Origin of the sequence: Actinophytocola sp. (assembly GCF_035634895.1) — a bacterium.
In the GTDB taxonomy this organism is placed as follows: domain Bacteria; phylum Actinomycetota; class Actinomycetes; order Mycobacteriales; family Pseudonocardiaceae; genus Actinophytocola.
The window spans coordinates 1-24621 of record NZ_DASQCC010000085.1; the positions used below are offsets into that span (position 1 = coordinate 1).

Below are 24621 nucleotides of genomic sequence, written 5' to 3' on the forward strand. Positions count from 1 at the left end.
GAGGAGTGGATGGCGGTGGTTGAACGCGTCGAAACACGGGCCGACTCCGGAGGTCACGGCCAGGTCCTCCAACCGCAGACCCAGCTCGTCCGTCGCGTACACCAGCGCACCACCGCCGTCCGCCGTGACACCGCCCAGCACCTGCACGCGGGCTCCTGACACGGCCAACTCCGAGACACACAACTCGCAGACTCCGCGCAACCTTTCGGCGACACCGGCGCGACCGTCGAGCATTTCGTGCAACCGGGCGCGGCGGTCTGCGTCCACCGCATTGCCTCCTCGCCAGTCGTTCGTGTCCGCGGCCACCCTACTGCGTCGAATTCACAAAAGAGCCGCTCGAAATCGAAAGTGTTGTCCTGCCGGCCGTTTTGGCGAATTTTTTCGTGTGTTAGGCGTTCGCGGCGACTCGCCACGTCATCGTCACCGTCGTGCCGTGGTCGGATCCGGCGACGTCGGCGGTGGTGGTGAGACCGCGGACGAGACTGAGACCCCGGCCGCGGACCCCTGGGTCCGTCGGCGGTGTGCACCAGCCACCGTGGTCCACCACGGTGACCGTGACCAGGTCGCCCGTGTGGTCCGCGTACAGCTCGACTGGGCCGCCGCCGTGCCCCGGATAGCCGTGCTCGACGCTGTTGGCCAGCACCTCGTAGCCGCTCAGCACGATCGCGTTGACCATGTCCGCGTCGAGGCTTTCCGCGTTCGTCCAGTCGGTGAGCAGTGTGCGCAGCGGACCCAGTTCTCCTGGCGAGAGAGCTCTGTCGAAAAGTAGCTCTCCCTTGACTGCCTCAGCCTTGCCGCCGCGGCTCACATCGACTCCTCACCCCCGCAGGAGGTGAGTACCCGCCGCGGGGTCGCACACACGTGAACGCGGAACCGTTATGCCGAAAGGCAGAGCACGGCGACGTCGTCGTCGACCATCAGCGTGGACAGCATGGTCGTCAGGTCCGTGACGAGCTTGCCGGCCGTCGTCGGGGCGTGTGCCCGCGCGAAGTCGAGCAGCGCGTCATCGCCGAGGCGGTTGCGGGCGGCGTCCACGCGGGCCTCGGTCAGGCCGTCCGTGTACAGGAGCAGCGTGTCACCCTTGGCCATGCGCACCACGGTCGTCGCGATGTGCACGCTGGCGAACATCCCGAGCAGCTGGCCACCCGGTGTGTGCTGGTAGGCGGCGGACCCGTCGGCACCCAGCAGCAGCGCGGGAGGGTGACCCCCACTCGCCAGCGTAACCGTGCAGCTTCCCCTCGATGCCGGCGTCACGATGCCGAACACGACCGTGCAGAACCGGGTGTCGCACCATTCCTGGTGCAGCACCGAGTTGAGGTTGCGCAGCACCATCACGGGATCGTCGTCGTACACGGCCGCCGAGCGCAGGGTGTACCGCGTCAGGGACGTGAATGCCGCGGCCGCGGCGCCCTTGCCGCACACGTCACCGACGAACACGCCCCACCGGTCACCCGGAAGGGGGAACAGGTCGTAGAAGTCGCCACCCACCTGGTCCACCGACGCCGGGTGGTAGAGCGCGGCGACCGAGAACCCCGGCACCGTGGGCAACACGGGGGGCAGCAGCGTGCGCTGCAGGGTACGCGCCAACTCCGTGGCCCGCGCCTGCTCCTGCTCCGCCACGCGCCGCGCCCGCAGCAGTTCCTGCTCGTAGGCCCGCCGGTCCCGCGCGTCGAACACCGTGGTCCGGATCAGGCTCGGCTCGCCCGCCGAGTTCGTCCTGACGACCGACGTCACCAGCACCGGCAGCCGCTCGCCGGACGCCGTCCGCAGGTCCAGGGCGATGCCGCTGAGCGAGCCCTGCATCCGCAGCAGCGGTGCGAAGTGCGTCTCGTGGTAGAGACGGCCGCCGACCGTCAGGAGGTCGGGGAACCGCGTCCGGTCGACCACCTCCGCGCGGGTGCGGCCCAGCCAGCCGAGCAGCGTCTGGTTGATCTTGACGATCCGGCCGTCCGGCGTCGTCGACAGGTACCCGCACGGCGCGTGCTCGTACAGGTCCTCCGCACTGTCGTGCAGGAGTGCGTCGAGCTCGCGGTCGTCGGTCACGGCCCGGCGAAGGCCGCGATGGCGGCCGCGGTCGGTTCGGGATCGGACAGCTGCGGGCAGTGCCCCACCGCGTCCAGGGTCACGAGCCTGCTGCCGGCGATCTGGTCGCGGACGAACTCGCCGACCTCCCGCGGCGCGATCGCGTCCTCGGCGGTCTGGACGACCAGCGTCGGCACCGTCACGCGGGCCAGGTCGGCCCGGTTGTCCGACAGGAACGTGGCGCGCGCGAACACCCGTGCGATGCCCGGGTCGGTGCGGCAGAAGCTGTTGGTCAGCTCCGCGCCGAGCTCCGGCCGGTCCGGGTTGCCCGCGATCACCGGGGCCATCGCTGCCGACCAGCCGAGATAGTTGCTGTCCAGTGACTCCAGCAGCTCGTCGATGTCCGCCGCCGAGAATCCGCCGTGGTAGTCGCCGTCGTCCAGGAAGCACGGTGACGGGGTCAACAGCACCAGCTTCGCGAACCGGGAGGGCTCCGCGACGGCCGCCAGCACGGCGATGGAGGCGCTGACGGAGTGCCCGACCAGCGTCACGTCCCGGAGGTCGAGCTCATGGACGAGGGTCAGCACGTCCTCCGCGTAGGCGTCCAGCGAGGAGTACCGCTGGGCCGACCACGCCGCCAGGTCCGACCCGCCGGCCCCGACATGGTCGAACAGCACGACCCGGTAGTCCCGCGCGAGCCGGGGGGCGACGAGCCGCCACAGGTTCTGGTCGCACCCGAAGCCGTGCGCGAGCACCACGACCGGGGCACCGACCGGCCCGGTGACGGCCACGTTGTTCCGCGCGACGACGTCCACACGGGCCATCCTGTCACTGTTTCGCCTGGTCCGATAACCGGACGCGGCTCACCGGCCGCGGACAACGCCGCGGACGGCGACCGTGCGCGACCGTGCGCGGCCGGCGTGGCGGCCGGTTCGGACCCAGGGCGCGCGGCGCAGCTACGGCGAGACCGTGGGCTGGTACGGCGCTTCCCGCAGGCGCCGGTACGCGGCCTCGATCGCGCCGTCGGCGTCGACGGCCGCCTCCAGCAGTGTCATGCCCTGTCCGGTGCGTCTGGTGACGGCCTGGTGCCAGCGGTCCAGGTTCTCCCTGCTGAGCTCCAGGAACCTGTTGGCCGGCATGGACAGCGGGGTCGTGGGCGTGATGGCGTAGATCGGCCGCAGGGTCAACGGTTCGATCAGGCGCAGGCTCGCGCCGCGCCGGCGGGCGTCGAGTGCCTGGCGCATCGGCAGGAGCGCCGCCCCCGCGCCGGCGATGATCAGCGGCACGAGGCCGGCCGGCTCGCTGGTGTCGACGACCACGACGGGTTCGATCGCGCTGGTCTCGCGGAGGGAGTCGAGGTAGGTGCGGCCGAAGCCGCGGTCGACGATCATGGGCAGGCCGTCCAGCAGCTTGACGGGTACCGGGTCGGGGAACTCGGTGCGCCAGCCCGGTGGCAGTGCGAGGACGACCTCGCCGTCGCCGATGTGGACGCAGTCGATGCCCTGGCGCGACATGGAGGTGACGGTGTAGGCGAGCTCGGCCTCGCCCGACCGGATCAGGGCGGCGATCTCGTCGGAGTCGCCGCTGTGCTGGGTGAGGCGGACCGTGAGCCCAGGGTGCTTGCGGCGGAAGTGACCGACCCACGCGGCCAGGAAGTTCGACGTGAGGGTGGGGGAGATGGCCACGTCGACCCGGCCGCGTTCGAGCCCGCGGTAGCCCTCGGCCACCTGGCGGGCGTGTTGCAGGTCGCGCAGGACCTGCCTGGCGGGGCCGACGAGCGCCTCGCCGGCGGGGGCCAGCACCAGCCCGCGGCCGACCCGGCGGAACAGTTCCACGCCGAGCTCGGTCTCCAGGCGGCGGATGATCTGGGACAGGGACGGCTGCGCCAGGTAGAGTGCGGACGCTGCACGGGTGATGCTGCCCTGGTCGACGACGGCGAGGAAGCACTCGAGCTCGCGGACGTTCATGGTGCGATCCAAGCGCCCGGTGCGGGTCATGACCAGCCGGGTGTGTCGGCCCCGGGGCGGGGCACGGTCCGGTCCGCCGGGGGCGCGACGCCGTCGAGCGTGAACGGCAGGGACGGGATGACGTACCGGTCGCCGTCCGGCCCGATGCCCGTGGTCATTACCCCGCCGGCCCGCACGTCCGCCGCCTCGGCCACGTCGCGGTAGCCGCGCACCTCCGCCGCGACGATGCCGTGGTCGGCCAGCAACCCCAGGCACTTCTCGGTGTCCAGCATGCCCAGCGCCCCCGTGATCTCCGCCAGGAGCGCGGTGCGGTTCGCGACCCTGGAGGGGTTGTCGGCGAACCGCGGGTCGTCGAGCATCCACGGCCTGTCGATGAGCCGGCACAGGCGCGCGAAGTGCTCTGGGGTGTAGGCGGACAGGACGATGGTGCCGTCGGCGGTGTGCACGAGGTCGGCCGCCGGTGCCACCGTCGCCTGGCCGTTGCCCTTGCGCCGCGGTTCCCGGCCGGTGACCTGCCACTCGCCCCACATCGCCGACTGCAGGTGGATCGCGGCCGCCAGCAGGGAGACCTCGGCGACCCCACCCTCGCCGGTGCGTCCCCGGCGCACGAGCGCGGCGAGTACGGCCTGGACGACCGCGTAGCTGGCCGTGACGTCGGCGATCGGGAACCCGACGCGGAGCGGGTCGCCGTCCTGCTCCCCGTTGACCGACATCAGGCCGCTCTCGGCCTGCCCGGCGATGTCGAGGCCGGCCCGGTGCGCCGAGGGCCCCCGGGCGGGAAAGCCGCTGACCGAGACGTAGATCAGTCCGGGGTGGTCCGCCCGCAGGTCGGCCGGGCCGAGGCCGAGGCGGGCGAGGGTGCCGGCCCGCAGGTTCTGCACGACGACGTCCGCCGCCGCCACCAGCTCCAGCGCGGTGTTCCGGTCGTCCTCGCGCTTGAGGTCGAGTACCACCGAGCGCTTGCCGCGGTTGTACGCGAGGACGATGCCCTCGCCGTACGCGCCGATGCCGCGGGCCTGGTCGCCGGCCGGTGGTTCGACCTTGACCACGTCGGCGCCGAGGTCGGACAGCAGCTGGGTCGCCGCCGGCGCGGCGATGTAGTGCCCGAACTCGACGACGCGGATCCCCGCGAGCGGGAGGGTCATGCCGCCCTGCCTTTCATGCCACTCCTACTCTCCGGTGAACTCCGGTCGGCGCTTCTCCAGGAACGCCCGCGCCGCCCGGCGGGCGTCCCCGCTGCGGGCACAGTCGACCATGCGGGGCACCTCGCGCCGGAGGTAGTCGGGCAGCGTGGTCCACCCGGCGTCGGCCAGGTTCTGCTTCGCGTGCGCCATCGCCATGGGTGCCCGCGCGGCGAGCCTGCCGGCCAGCTCGCCGACCCGGGCCGGCAGGTCGGCCGCGGTCTCGGTGACGAGCCCGAGCCTGGCCGCCTCCCCGGCCGTGATCCGCGCCGGGTCGAGGAGCAGCGCCCGCGCGCGGGCGCCGCCCACGGCACGGGTCAGCAGCCAGGCGCTGCCGAGGTCGCCGGACACCGCGGCACTGACGAACGCCGTGTTGAACACCGCGTCCTCGGCCGCGAGGCGGAAGTCGGCGGCCAGCGCGATGGACAGCCCGGCACCCGCGCAGGCCCCGTTGACGGCGGCGATCGTCGGCATCGGGAACGACACGAGCGTCTCCGTGATGGCCGACGCCTGGGTCAGCCGCGCGCGGTCGTCGGCCACCGAACGGCCGCGCAACGTGCGGGTCTCCTGGTCGAGTGCGCGGTCCGAACCGACGCGGGCCAGGTCGGCGCCGACGCAGAAGTCCTTCCCGGCGCCGGTGACGACCAGGACCCGCAGCTCGCGTGCCCTGCCGGCGAGGTCGAGTGCCGCGAGCAGGTCCTCGACGAGCTGCCAGGAGATCGCGTTGCGGCGTTCCGGGCGGTTGAGGGTCACCGTGCCGACGCCGCCGTCGAGTGAGAACAGCACGGTCCCGGAGCCACCGCTCATCGCTTCGCCGGCCCCCGACGGATCTCCTGCCGTGAGTCCACCGCCGCCGCCGGGTACCGAAGATCCATGCGGCACATCGTGGGCACCGCCCGACTGATGCGTCAAAGAGCAAAACGAAGCACGACACATTGCCGGACGCAATGAATGACTCATTGTCGTTCGCAATGGGTTCTGTTGCGATCACGTCTTTGACGTACATCGTCACGCGCGGTCAACTGTGCCACCCACGGCCACGTGACATACAGGAGGTCCTCGATGAGTGTTCGCTCGGTCCGGAGGCGCGTCGCGCTGGTCGCGCTGGTCGCGGTCGGCCTGCTGGCCGCGTGCGGCAGGCCGGCGGGGGGCGCGTATCCGGCACGGGACGTCCAGGTCGTCGTGCCGTACCCGGCCGGGAGCGCCATCGACGCCACGGCCCGCGCCCTCGTCGACGTGATCAACAAGCAGGGCAAGCTCGGCAGGCGGATGCAGGTGGTGAACAAGGAGGGCGGCGCGGGGTCGGTCGGCACCACGACGGTCCTCAACGCGAAGCCGGACGGCTACACGGTCGGCATCCTGCCCGACGGCCCGCTGACGTTGGTCCCGCTCACCGAGGACGTCTCCTACGACCCGAAGTCGGCCACCGTGCTCAGCGAGGTCACGACGTCGCCCGTGCTGTTCGCGGTGCCCGCCGGCTCGCCGTACCGCAACGTCGGGGACCTGGTCGCGGCGGCCAAGGCGAAGCCGGAGACCATCACGATGGGCGACGGGCCGCTCAACTACACCGTCCCGGCCCAGAAGTTCGAGCAGCTGACGGGCACGCGGTTCAAGCACATCAAGTTCGACGGCGACCAGGCGACCACGACGGCGCTGCTGGGCGGCAACCTCGACGTGGGTGTCATGCAGCTGGCCGGCGTGACCGCGCAGCTGAAGGCCGGGAAGCTCCGGGTGCTGGGGGTCGCGTCCGTCGCGCCGGTCGACCTCGCTCGCGACATCCCGACCTTCCGCAAGCAGGACGTCGACCTGGAGTGGGAGGCCTACAACGTGGTGGTTGCCCCGAAGGGACTGCCCGACGACGCGCGGAAGAAGCTGGCCGACGTGGTGGACGCCGCCGTCAACAGCGTCGAGTTCGCCGACGCCGCGCACGAGCTGGGACTCGTCGTCAGCGGGCTCGACGGTGAGTCCGCCAGCAACCGCCTGAGCCTGAAGTCCGAGGAAGCCGCCAAGCTCCTCGCGCCACCGAAGTGAGCACCACGCGCTCCCCGCGGGTCCGGCCGGACGTCGTCGCGGCGGGTTCGCTGCTCGTGCTGGGCCTGCTGTACGGCGCGCTGGCGGTCGGGGAGGGCCTCGGCTCGGTGGGGGACACCGGGGCCGGGTTCTTCCCGTTCGTCGTCGCGCTCGTGCTGGTCGCCGCCAGCGGCACCGTCCTCGTGCGGAGCCGGCGCGACACCGTGCCCGCCGCCGAGGAAGACGACGACGGCGACGTGCACTGGTGGCGCATCGCGGGGGTGCTGGGGGCGGCGCTGCTGGTGCCGGCGGTCGGCGAGACGGTGGGCATGGTCGTGACGCTGTCGGTCGCACTGGTCCTGATCGCCAGGACCATGGGTGTCTCGCGGTGGTGGAGCGCCGTCCTGCTCGGCGTCGCCTTCGGCGCGGCCACCTGGTTGATCTTCGTGTACTGGCTGTACGTCCCCCTGCCGGCCGGCACGCTCGGCCTGGTCTGATCGGAGGCAGGGACGTGTTCGACGACCTCGGGGCCGGCTTCGCCGCGTTCGCCGACCCGACCTACATCACCCTCGCACTGGCCGGCGTGGTGCTCGGCACGGTGGTCGGGGTGCTGCCCGGCATCGGGCCGATCGGCGCGATGTCCGTCCTGCTCGGCATGACCACGCAGCTGGGCCCGACGGGTTCGCTGATCCTGTTCGCCGGCATCTACTTCGGCTCCACCTACGGCGGGTCGACGACCTCGATCCTGCTCAACGTGCCGGGTGAGGCGTCGTCGGTGGTCACCGCGCTCGACGGGTACGAGATGACGAGGCGGGGCCGGGCGGGGCCCGCGCTGACCGTCGCGGCCGTCTCGTCGTTCCTGGCGGGCACCATCGCGATCTTCGGTCTCATGATGTTCGCCCCGTGGCTGTCGGGGGTGGCCGTCGAGCTCGGTCCACCCGAGTACCTGGCCCTGTGCGTCGCGGGCCTGCTGCTGCTGGCGGCCCTGTCGACCGGCTCCACCGCGAAGGCCATCGTGATGATCTGTGCCGGGCTGGCGGTCGGCACGGTCGGCATCGACCCATCCGGCGGCGACCTGCGGTTCACCATGGGCTCGAGCACCCTGGCCGAGGGCTTCAGCTTCACGGCACTGGTGATGGGGGTCTTCGGCATCGCGGAGGTGCTGACGATGGCCGGCCGGCGGTGGCGTCCGGAACCCGTCCGGGCGCCGAGGCTGCGGGAGCTGCTGCCCAGCAGGCAGGAGACGCGGGAGGCCGCGCCCGCGGCGGTCCGCGGCTCGGTGATCGGCTTCCTGCTCGGCCTCGTGCCCGGCCCGGCCGCGGTGCTGTCCACGTTCGCGTCCTACGTCGCCGAGCGGAAGATCTCGAAACACCCGGAGAAGTTCGGCAGGGGAGCGGTCGAGGGGGTGGCCGGTCCGGAGGCGGCCAACAACGCGGCCGCCGGGGCGGCGTTCATCCCGTTGCTGGCGCTGGGCATCCCGTTCGCGCCGACGATGGCACTCGTGCTGGCCGCGTTGCTGCTCAACGGAATCGTGCCAGGGCCGACGTTCATCCACGACCAGCCCGCGCTGTTCTGGACCGTGATCGCCGCGATGTACATCGCCAACCTGATGCTGCTGGTGCTGAACCTGCCGCTCGTCGGGCTGTTCACCCGCCTGCTCTCGATCCCGCCCCAGGCGTTGATGCCGCTCGTGATCGGCCTGTGCGTCGTGGGCGTCTACGCCGAGGGCAACTCGATGTTCGACGTCGTGGTGATGCTGGTCGCGGGCCTGCTCGGGTTCGTGCTGCGGCGAGTGGGGTTCAACCTGGCGCCGTTCGTGCTCGCGGTCGTCCTCCAGCCCACCCTCGAGACCTCGCTGCGCCAGACCCTGGCCTACTCCGACGGCGACCCGGGGTACGTGGTCGGCAGGCCGGTCACGATGGTGATCCTCGGCCTCGTCGTCGCGACCGTGGCCCTGTCGGCCTGGCGGCGGTGGCGGAGCCGGCGTCCGCTAGGACTGCGCGCGTGACAGGATGCCGCGGACGAGGACGTCGAGCGACCAGGCGAACCGCTCCTCGCCGGTGCCGGACATGATCTCCTCCCGCGCGGCGTGCACGCGTGGGTACTCGCTCGCCGGGGCGCGGTTGATCGCCTGAGCCACCGCGCCGTCCGGTGCTCCCGGGTCCGCACCGTGCGCGTGTTCGGCCGCGACCGCGGTGACGAACATCGTCAGCATGTCGATTGCCCATGCCGCGGTCGGCCGGTCGACACCGGCCTCGGCGAGGATCTCCAGGAGGGTCTCGGCGATGCGCAACGCGTTGGGCCCCACCGCGGTGGTCTGGAAGGCCATCTGGGCGAGGGACGGGCTGCTCGCCAGGACCTTGCCGTAGGAGCGGAGGAGCGCTTCGAGACGGTCGCGCCACGGCCCCTCGGCGTCGTCGACCCTGACCGCCGCCAGCGCGTGGTCGAGGACCAGCGCCCGCAGCTCGCTCATGTCGTCCACGTAGGCGTAGAGCGAGGCGGGGCCCGTGTCGAGTGCCTTCGCGATCTTCCGAAGGCTCATGGCGCCGCCGTCCTCGGCGGTGAGCTGGTGCAGCGCCTCCTCGACGATCGCGTCCCTGCTCAGCGGTGGTTTCGCCGGTCTGGTGCGACGGCTCTCGACCTCGGAGGCACGGAAGGGATCACGCTGGGGCACCGGCAGACAGTATTCGTGACGAACTATGTTCGGCAACTCCTTGACGAACAGTGTTCGCGACGAATAGTGTTCGTGGAGAGGTTGACGATAAGGGGTGACCATGGCTGCACGTGACATCGCCATCGTGGGCGCGGGTCTGAGCGGTCTCGTCTGCGCGCGGATTCTCCAGCGGAACGGAACGTCCGTCACGGTCTACGAGGCGGACGCGACACCGGACGCCCGCCAGCAGGGCGGCTCGCTCGACATTCACGACGACACCGGTCAGCTCGCGCTGCGGGAGGCCGGTCTCTACGAGCAGTTCCTCGCTCGTACGCACGTCGGCGGCGAGGACATGCGCCTGCTCGACAAGAGCGGGCGGGTGTACATCGACAAGCGGGAACCCGCGGGTGGCAACGGCCGGCCGGAGATCGACCGGGCCGAGCTGCGGCGGCTGCTCGTCGAGTCGCTGGCGCCGGGCACGATCGTCTGGGGGAGCAAGGTCGTCGCCGCGCGGCCCGTCCCGGGGGGACACGAGCTGGAGTTCGCGGACGGCTCCGTGGTCCGGGCCGATCTCGTCGTCGGCGCGGACGGCGCGTGGTCGCGGATCCGGTCGCTGCTGACGTCCGCCAAGCCCGCCTACACCGGTATCACCGTCGTCGAGATCCGGCTGACCGACGCGGCGACCAGACACCCGGAGGCGCTCGCGCTCACCGGGCGGGGGAGCTTCTTCTCGTTGTCGGACAACAAGTACCTCGGCGGCCACGGCGGTGACACCATCGCGCTCGGGTGCGGCCTGCGCGTGCCGGAGAACTGGGTCGACGAGAGCGGAATCGACTGGGACGACCCGGAATCCGCCCGCGCGGGGCTGCTGCGCGAGTATCCCGACTGGGCCCCGGCCCTGACCGACCTGATCCGCGCGTCCGACGACACCATCTGGCCGCGGCCCATCTACGCGCTGCCGACCGGCCTCACCTGGCCGCGGCGTCCCGGGGTGACCCTGGCCGGCGACGCGGCGCACCTCATGTCGCCGTTCGCGGGTGAGGGCGCCAACATCGCGCTGATCGACGGCGCCGACCTCGCGCGGGCGATCCTGGCCGAACCCGACCTGGAAACCGCGCTCGCCCACTACGAGAAGAAGATGTTCCCGCGTGGCGCCAAATCGGCCGCGATGTCCCAGAAGGGCCTCGGCATGATGTTCGTCGACGGCCCGCCGCGACGGATGGCCGTGTTCTTCAAGGCCATGGGCATCGCCGCGACCATCACCAGACCGTTCGCACGGATCTTCCAGTCCACGAAGGAGAACCGCTGACCACGCACCGCGGCGGCCTGGCCGCACGAGCGGTCGGCGGACGGGTCGGCGGTGCGTGACCCTCGCCGGTCTGCTATCTGTCTACACCCGGTCCATGCACGCACCGACCAGGAAGGCAGACATGATCAACACTGGCTACTATGCCGGCTGGGGAACACTGAGTCTGATCAATGCGGGACTCGCCCAGGGTAAGAACCGCAGCGGCCTGAACTGGTTCCTGATCTCGCTGCTGCTCGGCCCCGTCGCGACGTTCCTGATCGTGTTCCTGTCTCCGGCGCCCGACAAGTGACTTGCCGCCGGCCCGCTCAGTCCCGCGCGGCCCGCTGCCGGAGTGGGGCGCCGACCTCGTGCAGGTGCTTGAGGACGTACCCGTAGGAGCGCAGGAGTCCGCACTGCGCGTAGTCGATGCCGCGGCGGCCGCAGAAGCTCTCCACGAGTGCCTGGGCATGGCGCAGGTTGGGGCGGGGCATGCTGGGGAACAGGTGGTGTTCGATCTGGTAGTTCAGTCCACCGAGGACGAAGTCGACCCAGCGTCCGCCGCGTACGTCGCGGGAGGTCAACACCTGCCTGCGGAGGAAGTCCAGCTGGTGGCCCTTCGCCAGGGTTGGCATGCCCTTGTGGTTGGGCGCGAAGGAACATCCCATGTAGACACCCCACAAACCCTGGTGCACGAGGATGAACACGATCCCGGTCAGCGGTGAGAGCACGACGAACACCGCGGTCAGGTAGCCGGCGAAGTGGGCGGCGAGCAGGCCGGCCTCGAGCCGGCGCGGCTCACCGCCGCCGCGCCACACGTGCCGGATGCCGCACAGGTGCAGGTTCAGGCCCTCGGCCAGCAGCAGTGGGAAGAACAGGTAGGCCTGGTGCTTGGCCATCCAGCGCAGGAACCCGCGTTTGGCCCCGCCCTGCCCACGGGTGAACGCGAGTGCCGCGATGTCGAGGTCGGGGTCGTCGTCCTCGTGGTTGGGGTTGGCGTGGTGCCGGGTGTGCTTGCCGACCCACCAGTCGTAGCTCAGGCCGACCAGCCCGCCGTGCAGCCGGCCGACGACGTCGTTGGCCCGGCGTGTGCGGAAGATCTGCTTGTGCCCGGCGTCGTGCCCGATGAACGACAGCTGGGTGAACAACACGGCGAAGAACACCGCCATGAACAGCTGCCACCACGAGTCGCCGATCGCCACGAACGCCGCGCACCCGGCCACGAGCACGGCGAGGTTGAGCACGATCCTGGTCACGTAGTAGCCGCGCCGCCGATCGAGCAGGCCGGCGCGGCGAACCTCGTGGGACAGTGCCGCGAAGTCGCTCCCTCGGTCCCGCTGAGCGACCGCGGGTGCTGAACTGGTCGAAGTCATGATCATGAACCGCCCGGTGAGCTCCGCTTCGAGAACGGGCCGGACATCGAGGGCGATGACAGCGTGCTGCCTGGAGTTTCCTCTGCCCGACCCGACATGACGTCGTCGCCTAGGTCTCGGGCGCTTGGTCCCGGAGTGCCCGGCGGGCGGGTCGCCAAACTTCGGATCTCGGGCGCGGGCGTCACCGCCGGCCGGTGGACGACCCTTGCTCTCCGGCGTAGGAGATCTCCGCCCAGACGGTCTTCCTGCCGTGTCCGAACGCGGGCCGGCGGACTCCCCACGAGCACGAGAGCTGGTCGACCAGCATCGTGCCGCGGCCGCGGTAGGCGTCGGGGCCGTGCCGGGAGCGCCCGAGGGTCGGGCTGGCGGGATCGTCGTCGTCCACCTCGACGAGGACCGAGCACGACGCCGCACGATGGGTGACCCGGATCATGCACGGACCGCCGGCGTGCTCGTACGCGTTGGCCGTCAGCTCGTCCGCGACCTGGATCACGTCCGTGATGCGGTCCCGGCTCAGTCTCGCGAGCTGCGCGCCGATCCACCGCCGTACCTCGCCGAGCGCACGCGTACTCGTGCCACGCAGGTCGAGGCTGGCCGTCGGCCGGTCGGAAGCGCTCTCCGGCGTGCCGTCTTGCATCACGAGTCCTCTGGGTCCGGTCGAAGGATTACCGTTCGTGCGAGGTGGTGGTACCCGGACGCGCCCCTGGCCACACACCCGCTCAACGCGCGTCACAGTCCGGCAGGTCACCGTCACCACGAGGCGCGAAAAGCGTTTGCGTCGAGGAACGGCGGTCGGATAGTTGTTGCGGCCGGAGGCCGTCGACCGGACCGATGGCCACGACACCGGAGAGGAGGGACGAACCGATGATTCCCAAGATCACCGCGCTTGTGTCCTCCCGGGGCGCGGACCGCGTCTGACCCCCGGAGCGAGCGGGCGCCTTCCCTGGAGCGTGCCTTGACCGTGGAACAGTCCGACCTGACCATGCACCCGATCACCGGGCCAGAAGAACTCGACCTCTTCAACCGGCTGCCCTACGTCCTCGACGAGGAGCTGGCCGACGACCTCGCCGCCGGCCGGCGGCGCCCGGGATGGCTGTGGGTCGCCCTGCGCGGCGACCACCTGCTGGCCAGGGTCGCCTGGTGGGGCCGGGCCGGCGACGACACTCCGTACCTGCTGGACGTTCTCGACCTCGACGACGACGCGCCGGACCGGGTGGACGCCGGCGTGCGGCTGCTGCGGACCGCCATGACCGAGGTGGTCCCCGCGGGCGCCCGCCGGCCCAGGTACAACCGGGACGTCCCACCCGACTGGCGCCAGGTGTCCAGGCGCGTGGTCGAGGACCGGATGGGCGTCCTGGCACGCACCGGCGCCCGCCTGTTCGTCGAACGGCTGCGTTTCCAGTGGCATCCCGGGACGCCGGTGCCCGAGCCGAGCGGCCGGCTGGTGTTCCGGCCGGTCCGCGACACCGAGGAGATCCTCACCCTGATGACCCTCGTCCTGGAGGGGACGCTGGACGTGCACAGCAGGGACGACCTGATCCGGATGTCCCCCCGCGAGGCGGCGGTCAGGCACTACGAGGACGACCTCGCCCGATACCGGAGCCCGCGGGAGTGGTGGCGGGTCGCGACGCTGCCGGACGGCGAGCCGGTCGGGTTCGTGACCCCGGGCCGCAACGACTACAACCCCGTCATGGGTTACCTCGCGGTACTGCCGGCGCACCGGGGCAACGGCTACATCGACGAGATCCTCGCCGAGGGCACCCGGGTACTCGCCGCGCAGGACGTGCCACGCATCCGGGCGGCCACGGATCTCGGTAACACGCCCATGGCGAACGCCTTCCAGCGCGCCGGGTACGTCAACTTCGAACGCGCGATCACCATGTACTGGCCCTGACCCAGGGCGGCCGGGTCAGTCCCGTACGGGCGTGGCGGTGGGTAGCTCGTCGAGGTGGGCGCACAGCCGCGGCAGGTCCTCGTAGACCACCGCCGCGCCCGCGTCGGTGAGCTCCCCCGCGCCGAAGCCGCCGGTCAGCACGCCCACGCTCGGCACGTGGATCTTCTTGGCGGCCTGGCAGTCCCACACCGAGTCGCCGATGGTGACGGCCTCGGCGCCGGGGTCCGGGGCCTTGTCCATGGCGGTGGTCAGCAGGTCCGGCGCGGGTTTGGTGTCCGACACGTCCTCCGCGGTCGTCCACCCGTGCACGAGGTCGCGTGCGCCGACCAGGTCGACGTAGCGTTCGATGTGGTCCGGTTTGCCAGAGCTGGCCAGCACCACCGTGTAGCCGGCCGCCCGCAGCGCGGCCAGGAACTCGTGGGCGCCCGCGAGCGGCTCGATCTCGTCGAGCATCTCGTCGAAGTGGGCCGCCCACGCCTCGCGGACCGTGTCGCCGTGCTCGGCCTCGACATCCTCGCCGGCGACCGCGGTGACAAGCCGGTCGCCGCCCATGCCGATGGCGCGGTGTGCCTTGACCGCCGGCACGACCACCTTCACGTCGCGGAACGCGCGTACCCATGCGATCGCGTGGTGGTAGTTGGTGTCGACCAGTGTCCCGTCGATGTCGACGACGGCCAGTTTGTTCATGTGTGCGCGTTTACCCGTTCTCGCGGCCCGCAACCCCTCGGCCCCGACGCGCGGCGGCCGGCCCGCTCAACCCAGGCGTACCGGCCAGAGGTCGACCCGGCCGACGTAGGTGACGGTGTTCGTGCCGGCTCTCTCCCGCGACCTCAGGCCCAGGGCGTGTGCCCACCGCGCGAGGCGGACGGACACCTCCGCGGGCGGGCACATGCTGGGTGGACACCCCCGGATCTCGTTTCGGTCGATCATCCACAACAGTGGCATGTTGACCAGTTCGGGATCGGTGCTGATCGCGACTTCCTCGGCCCATTCCTGAAGAGCATTGCCCAGCTTGCGCAGAAATGTGGTGTTGACAGACACGGACATGACAGCTCCCTGTCGCGGATGTTTCCCGCCCTTCGCATGGTCACAACTCGGCGCCATCGGCCACTCTACGCGGCCGTTACCACCTTCGCGACAGTCGCATGTTAAATTCCCGTTGGTCCACAATTCACGTCATTTGACACTTCTCGACAACATTTCTTGAATTGTCAACCGTTTGCGTTTGACCTGCCGTCAAATGCCGGTGTCCGATGAAGAAAGTACGTATTGCCCGCACTCGTAGTGGATTGTTAACAGTAGGTCGCGGGTGGCGTCACAGCGGGTCGAGGCGGCCCGCGAGCAGGCAGAACTCGTTGCCTTCCGGGTCGACCAGGACATGCCACGGCTCCTGCCCCGTCTGACCGATGGCGGCCGGGCGCGCACCGAGCTCGAGCAGGCGTTCGAGCTCGGCGTCCTGGTCGCGGTCGGTGGCGTTGACGTCGAGGTGCAGCCGGGATCTCCCCTTCGCCGGCTCGTCCGCGCGGCTGAGGAACAGTGTCGGCCGCGGGCCGCCGAACCCTTCGCGCGGACCGATCCCCACCGAGCCGTCCGCCGTGCGGGAGAGCACGACCAGGTCCAGGACGGCGCACCAGAACCGCGCCAGCGTCTCGGGATCGCGGCAACCGAGCACGAGGTTACTGACACGACATGCCATTGGTGAAACGTACTCCCGGCCCGGGAACCGCCGAGCCGGCCGGTTTCCGGGCCTACCGCCGGACGAGGCCGGTCTGGTAGGCGATCACGACCAGCTGGGCGCGGTCGCGGGCGTGGAGTTTCATCATCGCCCGGTTGACGTGGGTCTTGGCGGTGAGGGGGGAGACGACCAGGCGGGCGGCGATGTCGTCGTTGGACAGGCCGTGGGCGACCAGGGCGACGACCTCACGTTCGCGCTGGGTCAGTACCGCCAGCTGTGCCGGGGTGGTCTCGTTCGTCGTGGACTGGGACAGGAACCGGCTGATGAGTGCCTTGGTCGCCTTCGGGGACAGCAGGGCGTCGCCCGCGGCGACGGTGCGGATCGCGGCCAGCAGGTCGGGTGGTTCGACGCCCTTGCCAAGGAAGCCGCTGGCACCGGCCCGGATGGCCTTCGCGACGTGGTCGTCGATCTCGAAGGTGGTCAGGACGAGGACCCGCACGCCGGCGAGGTCCTCGTCGGCGCTGATGCGGCTGGTGGTCTCCAGACCGTCGAGCTCGGGCATCCGGACGTCCATCAGGACCACGTCGGCGCGGGTCGTGCGGAGCAGTGCCAGCGCCTCGTGGCCGTTCCCGGCCTCCCCGACCACCTCCAGGTCCGGTGCGGAGTCGATGAGGACGCGGAACCCGGCGCGGATGAGCGCCTGGTCGTCGGCGAGCAGGACGCGGATGGTCACGGGTTCCTCCCGAGTCGCAGTGGCAGGGTGACGTGGACGTGGAACCGCCCGTCCGGCTCGACTCCGGCGCGGATGGTGCCGCCGACCGCGCCGGCCCGTTCCCGCATGCCGAGCAGCCCGAGGCCGCTGCCGATGGCACGCGGCCGCGGACCGAGCGGGTTCACGATGTCCAGCACGAGTTCGGCCGGCGTGTAGGCCACCGCGAGGCGTGCCGTGTCGGTGCCGTACCGGTGCGCGTTGGTCAGCGCCTCCTGCACGACCCGGTACGCGACCAGGTCGACGGTCGCGGGCAGCTCCCGCACCTCGCCGGTCGACGTCCACCGCAGGTCCAGACCGGACGCCCGGAACGTCGCCATCAGCGACTCCAGCCGGGCCATGCCGGGGGCGGGCTCGGTGGGGGAGTCCAGGTCCTCCGGCCTGCGCAGCACGCTGAGCAGGCCACCGAGCTCGTCGAGCACGGCCCGGCTGGACCGGCGGACGTGCGCGAGGGCGTCGGCCGCCGCGCCGGGTCGGGCGGTGAGGAGGTGGCCGGCCGCGCCGGCCTGCACGTTGATCACCGCGATGTGGTGTGCGACCACGTCGTGCAGCTCGCGGGCGATGTGCAGCCGCTCCTCGGCGACCTGGCGCCGGGCCTCCTCCGCGCGGGTCCGCTCGGCCCGCACGGCGCGTTCCTCGACGGCCGCGACGTACGCCCGGCGGTTGCGCACCGCCTCGCCGGCCGCGGCCGCCATCCCGACGAACGCGAACCTGCCGAGGCCGTCCCAGCTGAGACCGGGCAGCAGGACCACCGCGAGGACGAGGAACAGGGCCACGGGCACCGCGGCCCGCGGCACCGTCCACCGGCCGGTGCGGACCGCGACCGTGTACGTCGCGATCGCCACCGCCACCAGGAACGGTTCGAGGTCACTGCCGAACGCCGCCGCCAGGACGACACCGAGCGTGGTGACGCCCAGCGTCCACAGTGGCCACCGGCGGCGCACCGCCAGCGCCGCGACGACCACCGCCAGCACGACGAGCACCCGCGGGGTCCGGACGTCCAGCGCCGAGTCGGGCAGGTCGGCCACGCTCAGCGTGTAGAGGGCCGCGGCGCCGAGGGCGTCCACGACGACCGGATGCCGCCGGGCCAGTGCACGGACTCCGTTCATCGTGGACACTCCCGTCACTTCCGTCACCCTGGGCATGTCACGCGTCGCGGCGGCGCAGCAGGACCGCGGCGACGACCAGCGGTACCACCACCCAGACGGCGAACACGGCGGCGCCGGCCGGGGCGCCGAGCAGGTTCGGGCCCGGTGCGACGCTGACGAACGCGTCGCTCGCGTTGGATGGCAGGAACCGCAGCACGTCGTCGCGCCAGGACGCCGGCAGCACCAGGCTGCCGAGGCCGGGCACCAGGAACATGACCGCCACCAGCGTGGAGATCGCGCCCGCGGTGTTGCGCAGGACCGACCCCAGCGCGACCCCGATGACCGCGACGCCCGACATCGTGGCCGCGGACCCGACCAGCGCGGCCAGCACCCCGGGGTCGCCGACCGCGGCGCTCGGGTGGCCGTTGCCGCTCATCAGTGCCTGGCCGCCGAGGAAGACGGCGAACGCGGTGGCCAGCATCACCGGGAACACCGCGCCGACGACGACGGCGACCTTCCCGGCGAGCACCGGCAACCGGGACGGGACACCGGTCAGCGTGGACCTGATCATCCCGGTCGAGTACTCGCTCGACACCGTCAGCACCCCCAGTACGCCGACGACGAGCTGCGCGAACATGGCCCCGGTCAACGTGACGCCGGTCGGGTCGGTCACCCCGTTGGCGCCGTCGCTGTCGGAACCGAAGGTCGCGGCGAAGATCAGGCCGGTGACGATCATCATGAGCGCCGCGGCCAGCAGCGTCAGCCCGCTGGACCGGACCGAGCGCAGCTTGATCCACTCGCTGTGCAGCACCCCGCCGAAGGTGAGGCCCGACCGGACCTCGCTCCGCGCCGGCGCGTCGACCGTGACGGTGCTCATCAGGCCGCCTCTCGCGACGCCGTGCCGCGGTACTCGACGGCGTCCCTGGTCAGTTCCGTGTAGGCCTCCTCCAGCGACGCGCGCTGGGGAGTGAGCTCGTAGAGCGGGATCCCGGCCGCGAGAGCACGTTCCGCGATGTCCTCGGTGGACAGTCCGTCGACGTCGAGCGTGCCGGTCCTGGCCGTGGTGATCCGCACGCCGTCGCCGGTCAGCAGGCGGACCAGGTCGTCGGCCCTCGGGGTCCGGACGTGCACCCCGCGCCCGGCGGACTCGATCAGCTCGGCGACCGAGATGTCGGCGATGAGCCTGCCCCGGCCGACCACGACGAGGTGCTCGGCGGTCAGTGCCATCTCGCTCATCAGGTGCGAGGAGACGAAGACGGTGCGGCCCTGCGCGGCCAGGTCCTTGAGCAGGTGGCGGATCCACCGGATGCCGTCCGGGTCGAGCCCGTTGACCGGCTCGTCCAGCATCACCGTGTGCGGGTCGCCGAGCAGCGCCACGGCGATGCCGAGCCGCTGTCCCATGCCGAGCGAGAAGTTGCCGGCCCGGCGGCGGGTGACGTCGGTGAGCCCGACCATCTCCGCCACCTCGTCGACCCGTCTGGCGCCGATGCCGTGCGTGGCGCCGACGGCCCGCAGGTGGTCGCGGGCGGAGCGACCGGGATGCACGGCGCGGGCCTCCAGCAGGACCCCGATCTCCCGCAACGGCGCCCGGTGCTCGCGGTAACGCCTGCCGTTGACCTTCGTGGCACCCGAGGTCGGCGCGTCCAGGCCGACGAGCACCCGCATGGTGGTCGACTTGCCCGCGCCGTTGGGGCCGAGGAACCCGGTCACCGTCCCGGGCCGGACCGTGAAGCTGAGCCCGTCGACCGCGGTCCTGGGTCCGTACCGCTTGGTGAGGTTCTCCACCTCGATCATCTTCTCTCCTTGGGGAGTCGTTGTGGTTCCTCGAGAGAATCGCCTGGACCCACCCCAAGATCGTCGTACTGGCGCAGACATTCCGGCGTACCGCGGCCGCGGTACGGACGGCCGCCAGTCAAGCCACGAACGCCGTGCACGGCAAATGCGCCCCGGTAAGTCGATGAATGACGAGAACGCATTCGACCGCCGCGGTGGCCGTCGAGCGCGCACCGCGGTGCCTCAGTCCCCGGCGAGTTGGCGTGCCCGCGACCGGGTCTCGTCGTTCATGGGGAAGAAGCACTCGATGCGTAGCTCCTGCAGCGTCACGTCCTGGGGCGTGCCCAGTGTCGTCACGGTGGAGAAGTAGTCGAACCGCCGGTCGCCGCGTGCGTAGCGGATCGGCACGATCGGCAGCTGCGGGGCGCTCGCGTCGAGCGACCTGAGCGAGGCGGGCACCTCGGGGTAGGCCAGCACCTCGTCGAGGATCCGCTGGGCCCGCTCGTCGGCGACGCCACCGATCGCCTCCCTGCGGACACGCCGGACCAGCGCCTCGGCGACCTCCGGCCAGTTGGTCACCTGCCGCCGCACACCGTCCGGATGGAACATCCGGCGCAGGACGTTCGCCGGCCCCGGCGGCGAGGCCGCGTGTCCCTCCCGCAGAAAGGCGAAGAACCGCACGGCCGCGGCGTTGGTGTGCCGGATGTCCCAGCCGCGGTCCATCACCAGGGCCGGATAGGGCTCCTGCTGCGCGAGGATGGTCTCGAGCGCGCCACGCACCGCGGCGAGTGCCGGCGCGTCCAGTGTGGACTCCGCGTACTCCGGCGAGAACCCGGCGCTGAGCAGCATGGTGTTGCGTTCGCGGAGCGGCACGTCGAGGACCTCGGCGAGCCTGAGCACCATCCGCCGGCTCGGGTTCGTGCGGCCGGTCTCGATGAAGCACAGATGCCGCACCGACACGGCCGCCTCGGCGGCCAGGGACAGTTGGCTCAGCCGCCGGGCGTTCCGCCAGTGCTTCAGGAGTGGACCCACATCCGACACCGGGTCAGTATGCCCACGCGTGCGGCCGCAGTGGCGGTTCGAGCGGCGGGCGGGCGACGTTGGCGGCGTAGTTGGTCATCGTCGAGATCGCCACGCCGGTGATCACCTCCAGCAGTTGGCCGTCGTCGAACCCGGCTGCGGTGAACGCCGTCGCGTCGGTCTCGTCGAGGTGGCCGCGTTTCTCGATGAGCGAACGGGTGAGAGTGGACAGTGCCGCGAACCGCGGTTCGGTGGGCAGTCCGCGCCGGCGGATCGCGTCGACCGCCGCCGGTGTGACGCCGTCCGCCAGCGCCTCCACGGAGTGGAACGCGACCGCCCAGGCGCAGTCGTTGGCGACGGCGTTGGACAGCAGCAGTACCTGCCGCTCGGCGGGCGTGAAGGTGCCGCCGCCCCGGAAGTGGCCGAACGCGGAGAAGAAGGAGTGCAGCAGGGCCGGGGAGTTCGCCATGACACCGGCCCCGTTCGGCACGAACCCGAACGCCTCCCGCAGGACCGTGAGCGGCTGCCTGGTGTCGCCGGGCGCCGTGTCTTCGGTGTGGATCACGTAGTCGGTCATGGGAGGGAGTCTTCGCCCGACGCCACGCCGAACCAATTCCCTCGGAGGTAAAGATCGGCACCTTTCTCGAACGTGTGACAGACCGGGGTCGGTTGTCTCGTCAAGATCGGTTTCCGGTACGGTGTGGATCTTCTGTTCCTCGAACTTGCCTGGGGGCAATGACATGAAGATTGTTCGGCGTTTGGGCGCGCTGCTGTCGGGATCGGCCGCGGTCGTCATGATGTCCGGTGCGGCGGCCGCCTCGCCGGCGTCCGCCGCGGTCGACCTCCCGGACGGGATGACGGCGAGCTACGTGGTGTTCGACCGGGCGACCGGGGCGACGACGGCCCGGGACGAGCACAAGCAGTACCGGTCGGCGTCGGTGGTGAAGCTGTTCATCGCGTTGGACTACCTGGAGTCCCACGGCCCGGACTACGTGATCCCGCCGGAGGACCTGGCGCTGCTGGAGCCGATGCTGCGCTCCAGCGACGACGACGCGGCCAGCGTGCTGTGGGTGCGGGACGGCTGGGAGCAGATCGTCGTCCGGATGGCCGCCCAGCTCGGCCTGGTCGACACCGCGCCGCCGGCCGCCCGCGGCAAGTGGGGTTACACCGCGATCAGCGCGGCCGACGTCGTGACGACCTACCAGTACATCCTGACCCAGGCCGACCCGAAGTACCGGGACTTCATCATGGGGAACCTGCACCAGGCCACCAAGTGCGGCTCGGACGGGTTCGACCAGTCGTTCGGGATCCGCGGCGCGCTGCCGGCCCCGTGGGCGTACAAGCAGGGATGGTCCGGGTTCGGCGCCGCGCCCGCTCCCGGTGAGGAATGCGTGGAGGGCGAGGTCCAGGCCGTGCCCGACACTCGGGAGGTGCGCGCGGCCAACGCCGCGATCGACCGCGAGAACGCCCGCTCGGCCACCATGGCCGATCCGGACATCGACCTCACCAGCCGGGCCATGCACACCACCGGCACCGTCGGCGCGTACGACGAGAAGATCGTGGTCGTGCTGACGCTGGAACCGACCACGCTGTCCTGGCAGGACTCGGCCGGCCGGATCACCGACCTGACCGCGGCCGTGTACGCCACGGACCCCGGCCAGGACTGACCGGAGACGACCGCGAACCCGGCGCGACCAAGACCAACCGCCCGGCTGCGCTGACGAGGGGTCAGAACCGCAGCCAGGTGCCCACGAGGTCCTGCTGTCCCACGCCGGGTTCGCGGTAGTCGCAGACGCCGGTCGGGAAGGTTGTCCGCAGCCGGGCCCATTCGGCGTCGGTGAGGGGCGGGTAGTCGGCCCGGTCGGGGCCGCGCAGCCGGCACTTGATCACGTCCGCCGCGATGCCCTGCCCCGCGACCTCGCGGGGGAACGACGCCGACGGGTACAGCCGCTCGCACGTGCTCGCCGGGTCGCGGTCGAGCGGTTCGGCGACGAACGTCGGGTTCGCCGACCGGGTCATGCAGCCTTCCCGCAGCTCGGCCGGCTTCGCGGCGACGATCTTGGCGATGCGTGGCCTGGCCGAGGTGTCCCGATCGAGTGCGGTGAGCCACCGGTCCATCTGGGTGATCGCGTGCCGCAGGAGCGGGCTTTCCGTGTTGTAGAGGCCGTACCGCGAGTCCTCCAGCAGGCTGACCCGGTTGGCGGCGGTGCCGTTCGCCTTCAGCAGGCGCGCCTGCATGGACAGGCTGTGGTAGCGCACATGGATGTCGCCGTTCGGGGCGTCGTCGTTGTAGGCCCGGTAGTCGATGATCGGCGCGTCCGCGAGCCCGCCGCCGCCGTTGGTAAACCGCCCGGTCCGGTACGCCGTGCGCACCGCGGACAGGTCCGCCTCGGTCCGGCGCGGCACGATGTTCGCGTCCGCGTCGAAGCCGCCGACCCGCGCGTTGAGGTCGAGGAACTGCGTGACCGAGATGGTGCCGGCGCGCAGTGCCGCCAGCCCGTACTGCACGCCGACGTTGTCCAGCGGCCGGCGCGCGAAGCCCGTCGCCGGGTCCGTGCCGTAGACGTTGACACCGTGGTCGTACACGTCGCAGCGGGTGCCGTGCGGGTTGGTCACCGGGTCGTAGCGCAGCGCCGCCGGCAGCACGCCGCAGAACACGCGCGGGTCGATGCGGCGTGCGCCCAACGCCACGTTCGGCGCGGTGGTGTAGTTGGCGAACCCGGTCACCGCGCGCTTCTGCTCGGGGGTCCAGCCGGTGGCGCCGGTGAGGTAGGTGTCGAGCAGCCACGCGTCGGTGATCATGGTGATGGTCGCGAAGCCCACCTCGGGGAACGAGCAACCGGGGACGATGCCGTCGAGGATGCCCGGGTAGTTGTCGACGATCTGGTGCGCCTGGTACGAGCCGCCGGAGCAGCCGACGCCGATCGTGTGCCCGACCGGGCCGTAGCGCTCCACGAAGCGCTCCTTGACCATCATCGCCGTCTCGGCCGCGGTCAGGTCGTTGCAGTTGTTGCCGAACACGTTGAGCGTGGACGACGCGACCGCGAAGCCCTGGCCCAGCATGAACGCGTCGGTCACGCCGCCGGTGGTGTTGCCCTGCCGGTACCAGCCGTCGGTGCAACCGCCGCCGAGCGTGTAGATCAGCCGCCCGTTCCAGCCCGCCGGGTGGGTGAACGGGGACGGCTCCTGCTCCGCGACCGGGTCGTGCAGCACGGCGGTCTGGTAGATGCCCCGGTTGGCCGTGCCGGTCTCCAGCCGCACGATGAACGGTGCCCGGACACCGAGGGAGGTCGTCGTGGTCGCCAGGTCGGCCGGGTAGGTGGTGGCGCCTGACGGCCATGGGGCGTAGGCACCCGCGGTGGAGCGGTAGAAGTGGTCGACGCGGGTCGCGACCGTGCAGTCGCGGTCCAGCGCGGGGCCGAGGTTGCCGCCGAGGACGGGCAGCGTGAACTGTTCGGTCTCGCACACGAACGGCTGCTCGTGCGGACCCGAGAACACCGGCCCCGCGGCGGGATGGTCGACGACGGTGAGTGCGGCCGCCCCGGCGCCTGGCGCGGTGGCCCTGATCGTGCTGTGCCGCAGGCCGTCGAGGAGCGCGGTGAGCCCGCGGCCGTCCGGGCTCGGCCGGAAGTCGCGCGTGACGTCCCGCCCGTCGACCCGCACCTGGATCCGTTCCAGTGGCACGCGTGCCGGCGCCGCGACCCGGACCAGCGCGTCGCCGCCGGTCACGGTGTCGGGACGGCTGGACAGAACGGTGACGGTGAGCCGACCCGGGCCGTCCGGCCGCGCGAACGCCGTCTGCGGCGCCACCAGCAGCGACACCGCGACGATCGTGGCGCCGAACCCGCGACGAACGGTCTTCCCCATGGGGCCTCCCTCACGACTGCCGGAGGACGACTTGTCAGCCAACG

General features: G+C 71.3%; 26 protein-coding genes. 7 read left to right on the plus strand and 19 right to left on the minus strand.

The features are described 5' to 3' along the window. Window positions 1-388: 388 nt before the first annotated feature. The 6 genes from VET29_RS11555 to VET29_RS11580 form a co-directional block, all read right to left on the minus strand. A complete protein-coding gene (locus VET29_RS11555) occupies window positions 389-808 on the minus strand; it encodes an ATP-binding protein (RefSeq protein ID WP_324918999.1) in 420 nt (139 codons plus the stop codon). A 68-nt stretch (window positions 809-876) separates the two neighbouring features. After that, entirely contained in the window at window positions 877-2043 is a 1167-nt protein-coding gene (locus VET29_RS11560; protein WP_324919002.1) for a PP2C family protein-serine/threonine phosphatase, read from the minus strand. Continuing rightward, window positions 2040-2846 (minus strand): alpha/beta hydrolase, encoded by an 807-nt coding sequence (locus VET29_RS11565; protein ID WP_324919004.1) that lies wholly within the window; start codon window positions 2844-2846, stop codon window positions 2040-2042. Before VET29_RS11565 ends, VET29_RS11560 begins: the two co-directional genes overlap by 4 nt. Window positions 2847-2978: 132 nt before the next feature. Continuing rightward, window positions 2979-3989, minus strand: coding sequence for a LysR family transcriptional regulator (locus VET29_RS11570; RefSeq protein ID WP_324919006.1), 1011 nt, complete (start codon window positions 3987-3989; stop codon window positions 2979-2981). Window positions 3990-4015: 26 nt separating this feature from the next. Further along, entirely contained in the window at window positions 4016-5134 is a 1119-nt protein-coding gene (locus tag VET29_RS11575) for a CoA transferase (RefSeq protein ID WP_324919008.1), read from the minus strand. Between the two features lie 24 nt (window positions 5135-5158). After that, entirely contained in the window at window positions 5159-5977 is an 819-nt protein-coding gene (locus VET29_RS11580; RefSeq protein ID WP_324919010.1) for an enoyl-CoA hydratase/isomerase family protein, read from the minus strand. Between the two features lie 255 nt (window positions 5978-6232). Here VET29_RS11580 and VET29_RS11585 point away from each other — a divergent pair, with 255 nt between their 5' ends. Genes VET29_RS11585 through VET29_RS11595 form a run of 3 tightly spaced genes read left to right on the plus strand, consistent with a single transcriptional unit; the run spans window position 6233 to window position 9188 of the window. Next, window positions 6233-7201: a tripartite tricarboxylate transporter substrate binding protein gene (locus tag VET29_RS11585; RefSeq protein ID WP_324919012.1), complete on the plus strand. Its 969-nt coding sequence runs from the start codon at window positions 6233-6235 to the stop codon at window positions 7199-7201. Continuing rightward, complete coding sequence (locus VET29_RS11590) at window positions 7198-7677, plus strand: tripartite tricarboxylate transporter TctB family protein (RefSeq protein WP_324919014.1); 480 nt, start codon at window positions 7198-7200, stop codon at window positions 7675-7677. Before VET29_RS11585 ends, VET29_RS11590 begins: the two co-directional genes overlap by 4 nt. A gap of 14 nt (window positions 7678-7691) precedes the next feature. Beyond that, entirely contained in the window at window positions 7692-9188 is a 1497-nt protein-coding gene (locus tag VET29_RS11595) for a tripartite tricarboxylate transporter permease (protein WP_324919017.1), read from the plus strand. On the opposite strand, the gene VET29_RS11600 is transcribed toward VET29_RS11595, so the two are convergent. Beyond that, window positions 9171-9854 (minus strand): TetR/AcrR family transcriptional regulator, encoded by a 684-nt coding sequence (locus tag VET29_RS11600; RefSeq protein WP_324919019.1) that lies wholly within the window; start codon window positions 9852-9854, stop codon window positions 9171-9173. The genes VET29_RS11595 and VET29_RS11600 overlap by 18 nt on opposite strands. Before the next feature lie 100 nt (window positions 9855-9954). Between VET29_RS11600 and VET29_RS11605 the strand changes: the two genes are divergently transcribed. Continuing rightward, window positions 9955-11142: an NAD(P)/FAD-dependent oxidoreductase gene (locus tag VET29_RS11605; protein WP_324919021.1), complete on the plus strand. Its 1188-nt coding sequence runs from the start codon at window positions 9955-9957 to the stop codon at window positions 11140-11142. A gap of 121 nt (window positions 11143-11263) precedes the next feature. Continuing rightward, the gene (locus VET29_RS11610) at window positions 11264-11431 is read left to right on the plus strand and encodes a hypothetical protein (RefSeq protein WP_324919023.1); all 168 of its coding nucleotides are present in this window, start codon (window positions 11264-11266) and stop codon (window positions 11429-11431) included. A gap of 16 nt (window positions 11432-11447) precedes the next feature. Here VET29_RS11610 and VET29_RS11615 read toward each other — a convergent pair whose 3' ends face one another. After that, window positions 11448-12491, minus strand: a complete 1044-nt coding sequence (locus VET29_RS11615; protein ID WP_324919025.1) for an acyl-CoA desaturase — start codon at window positions 12489-12491, stop codon at window positions 11448-11450. Between the two features lie 181 nt (window positions 12492-12672). Next, the gene (locus tag VET29_RS11620) at window positions 12673-13128 is read right to left on the minus strand and encodes an ATP-binding protein (protein ID WP_324919027.1); all 456 of its coding nucleotides are present in this window, start codon (window positions 13126-13128) and stop codon (window positions 12673-12675) included. Window positions 13129-13452: 324 nt separating this feature from the next. On the opposite strand from VET29_RS11620, the gene VET29_RS11625 reads away from it, so the two are divergent. Further along, window positions 13453-14385: a GNAT family N-acetyltransferase gene (locus VET29_RS11625; RefSeq protein ID WP_324919197.1), complete on the plus strand. Its 933-nt coding sequence runs from the start codon at window positions 13453-13455 to the stop codon at window positions 14383-14385. A 15-nt stretch (window positions 14386-14400) separates the two neighbouring features. Here the strand turns inward: VET29_RS11625 and VET29_RS11630 are convergent, their stop codons facing one another. From VET29_RS11630 to VET29_RS11670, 9 genes are all read right to left on the minus strand, one after another. Continuing rightward, window positions 14401-15072, minus strand: a complete 672-nt coding sequence (locus VET29_RS11630) for an HAD family hydrolase (protein ID WP_324919029.1) — start codon at window positions 15070-15072, stop codon at window positions 14401-14403. Window positions 15073-15138: 66 nt separating this feature from the next. Further along, window positions 15139-15432, minus strand: coding sequence for a hypothetical protein (locus tag VET29_RS11635; RefSeq protein WP_324919031.1), 294 nt, complete (start codon window positions 15430-15432; stop codon window positions 15139-15141). A 268-nt stretch (window positions 15433-15700) separates the two neighbouring features. After that, entirely contained in the window at window positions 15701-16081 is a 381-nt protein-coding gene (locus VET29_RS11640; protein ID WP_324919033.1) for a VOC family protein, read from the minus strand. A gap of 52 nt (window positions 16082-16133) precedes the next feature. Then, window positions 16134-16793 (minus strand): response regulator transcription factor, encoded by a 660-nt coding sequence (locus VET29_RS11645; protein WP_324919035.1) that lies wholly within the window; start codon window positions 16791-16793, stop codon window positions 16134-16136. Next, the gene (locus VET29_RS11650) at window positions 16790-17938 is read right to left on the minus strand and encodes a sensor histidine kinase (RefSeq protein WP_324919037.1); all 1149 of its coding nucleotides are present in this window, start codon (window positions 17936-17938) and stop codon (window positions 16790-16792) included. The genes VET29_RS11645 and VET29_RS11650 overlap by 4 nt, the downstream gene beginning before the upstream one ends. A gap of 37 nt (window positions 17939-17975) precedes the next feature. Further along, on the minus strand, window positions 17976-18794 hold the full coding sequence (locus tag VET29_RS11655; protein WP_324919039.1) for an ABC transporter permease subunit: 819 nt from the start codon (window positions 18792-18794) through the stop codon (window positions 17976-17978). Beyond that, a complete protein-coding gene (locus tag VET29_RS11660) occupies window positions 18794-19711 on the minus strand; it encodes an ABC transporter ATP-binding protein (protein ID WP_324919041.1) in 918 nt (305 codons plus the stop codon). Before VET29_RS11660 ends, VET29_RS11655 begins: the two co-directional genes overlap by 1 nt. Window positions 19712-19933: 222 nt before the next feature. Next, window positions 19934-20731 carry a helix-turn-helix transcriptional regulator gene (locus tag VET29_RS11665; RefSeq protein ID WP_324919043.1) on the minus strand — a complete coding sequence of 266 codons (798 nt, stop codon included), beginning with the start codon at window positions 20729-20731 and terminating at the stop codon, window positions 19934-19936. 4 nt (window positions 20732-20735) lie between these two features. Then, window positions 20736-21287 (minus strand): carboxymuconolactone decarboxylase family protein, encoded by a 552-nt coding sequence (locus tag VET29_RS11670; protein WP_324919045.1) that lies wholly within the window; start codon window positions 21285-21287, stop codon window positions 20736-20738. Window positions 21288-21450: 163 nt separating this feature from the next. Here VET29_RS11670 and VET29_RS11675 point away from each other — a divergent pair, with 163 nt between their 5' ends. Beyond that, the gene (locus VET29_RS11675) at window positions 21451-22377 is read left to right on the plus strand and encodes a hypothetical protein (RefSeq protein WP_324919047.1); all 927 of its coding nucleotides are present in this window, start codon (window positions 21451-21453) and stop codon (window positions 22375-22377) included. A 61-nt stretch (window positions 22378-22438) separates the two neighbouring features. On the opposite strand, the gene VET29_RS11680 is transcribed toward VET29_RS11675, so the two are convergent. Then, entirely contained in the window at window positions 22439-24577 is a 2139-nt protein-coding gene (locus tag VET29_RS11680; RefSeq protein WP_324919049.1) for a DUF6351 family protein, read from the minus strand. Window positions 24578-24621: the final 44 nt, after the last annotated feature.

Coding starts and splice junctions, on each gene's coding strand:
- VET29_RS11565 (WP_324919004.1), bottom strand. CDS start 2,846: ATGGCCCGTGTGGACGTCGTCGCGCGGAACAACGTGGCCGTCACCGGG.
- VET29_RS11570 (WP_324919006.1), bottom strand. CDS start 3,989: ATGAACGTCCGCGAGCTCGAGTGCTTCCTCGCCGTCGTCGACCAGGGC.
- VET29_RS11575 (WP_324919008.1), bottom strand. CDS start 5,134: ATGACCCTCCCGCTCGCGGGGATCCGCGTCGTCGAGTTCGGGCACTAC.
- VET29_RS11580 (WP_324919010.1), bottom strand. CDS start 5,977: ATGAGCGGTGGCTCCGGGACCGTGCTGTTCTCACTCGACGGCGGCGTC.
- VET29_RS11585 (WP_324919012.1), top strand. CDS start 6,233: ATGAGTGTTCGCTCGGTCCGGAGGCGCGTCGCGCTGGTCGCGCTGGTC.
- VET29_RS11605 (WP_324919021.1), top strand. CDS start 9,955: ATGGCTGCACGTGACATCGCCATCGTGGGCGCGGGTCTGAGCGGTCTC.
- VET29_RS11610 (WP_324919023.1), top strand. CDS start 11,264: ATGATCAACACTGGCTACTATGCCGGCTGGGGAACACTGAGTCTGATC.
- VET29_RS11615 (WP_324919025.1), bottom strand. CDS start 12,491: ATGACTTCGACCAGTTCAGCACCCGCGGTCGCTCAGCGGGACCGAGGG.
- VET29_RS11620 (WP_324919027.1), bottom strand. CDS start 13,128: ATGCAAGACGGCACGCCGGAGAGCGCTTCCGACCGGCCGACGGCCAGC.
- VET29_RS11630 (WP_324919029.1), bottom strand. CDS start 15,072: ATGAACAAACTGGCCGTCGTCGACATCGACGGGACACTGGTCGACACC.
- VET29_RS11635 (WP_324919031.1), bottom strand. CDS start 15,432: ATGTCCGTGTCTGTCAACACCACATTTCTGCGCAAGCTGGGCAATGCT.
- VET29_RS11640 (WP_324919033.1), bottom strand. CDS start 16,081: ATGGCATGTCGTGTCAGTAACCTCGTGCTCGGTTGCCGCGATCCCGAG.
- VET29_RS11650 (WP_324919037.1), bottom strand. CDS start 17,938: ATGAACGGAGTCCGTGCACTGGCCCGGCGGCATCCGGTCGTCGTGGAC.
- VET29_RS11655 (WP_324919039.1), bottom strand. CDS start 18,794: ATGAGCACCGTCACGGTCGACGCGCCGGCGCGGAGCGAGGTCCGGTCG.
- VET29_RS11660 (WP_324919041.1), bottom strand. CDS start 19,711: ATGATCGAGGTGGAGAACCTCACCAAGCGGTACGGACCCAGGACCGCG.
- VET29_RS11670 (WP_324919045.1), bottom strand. CDS start 21,287: ATGACCGACTACGTGATCCACACCGAAGACACGGCGCCCGGCGACACC.
- VET29_RS11675 (WP_324919047.1), top strand. CDS start 21,451: ATGAAGATTGTTCGGCGTTTGGGCGCGCTGCTGTCGGGATCGGCCGCG.
- VET29_RS11680 (WP_324919049.1), bottom strand. CDS start 24,577: ATGGGGAAGACCGTTCGTCGCGGGTTCGGCGCCACGATCGTCGCGGTG.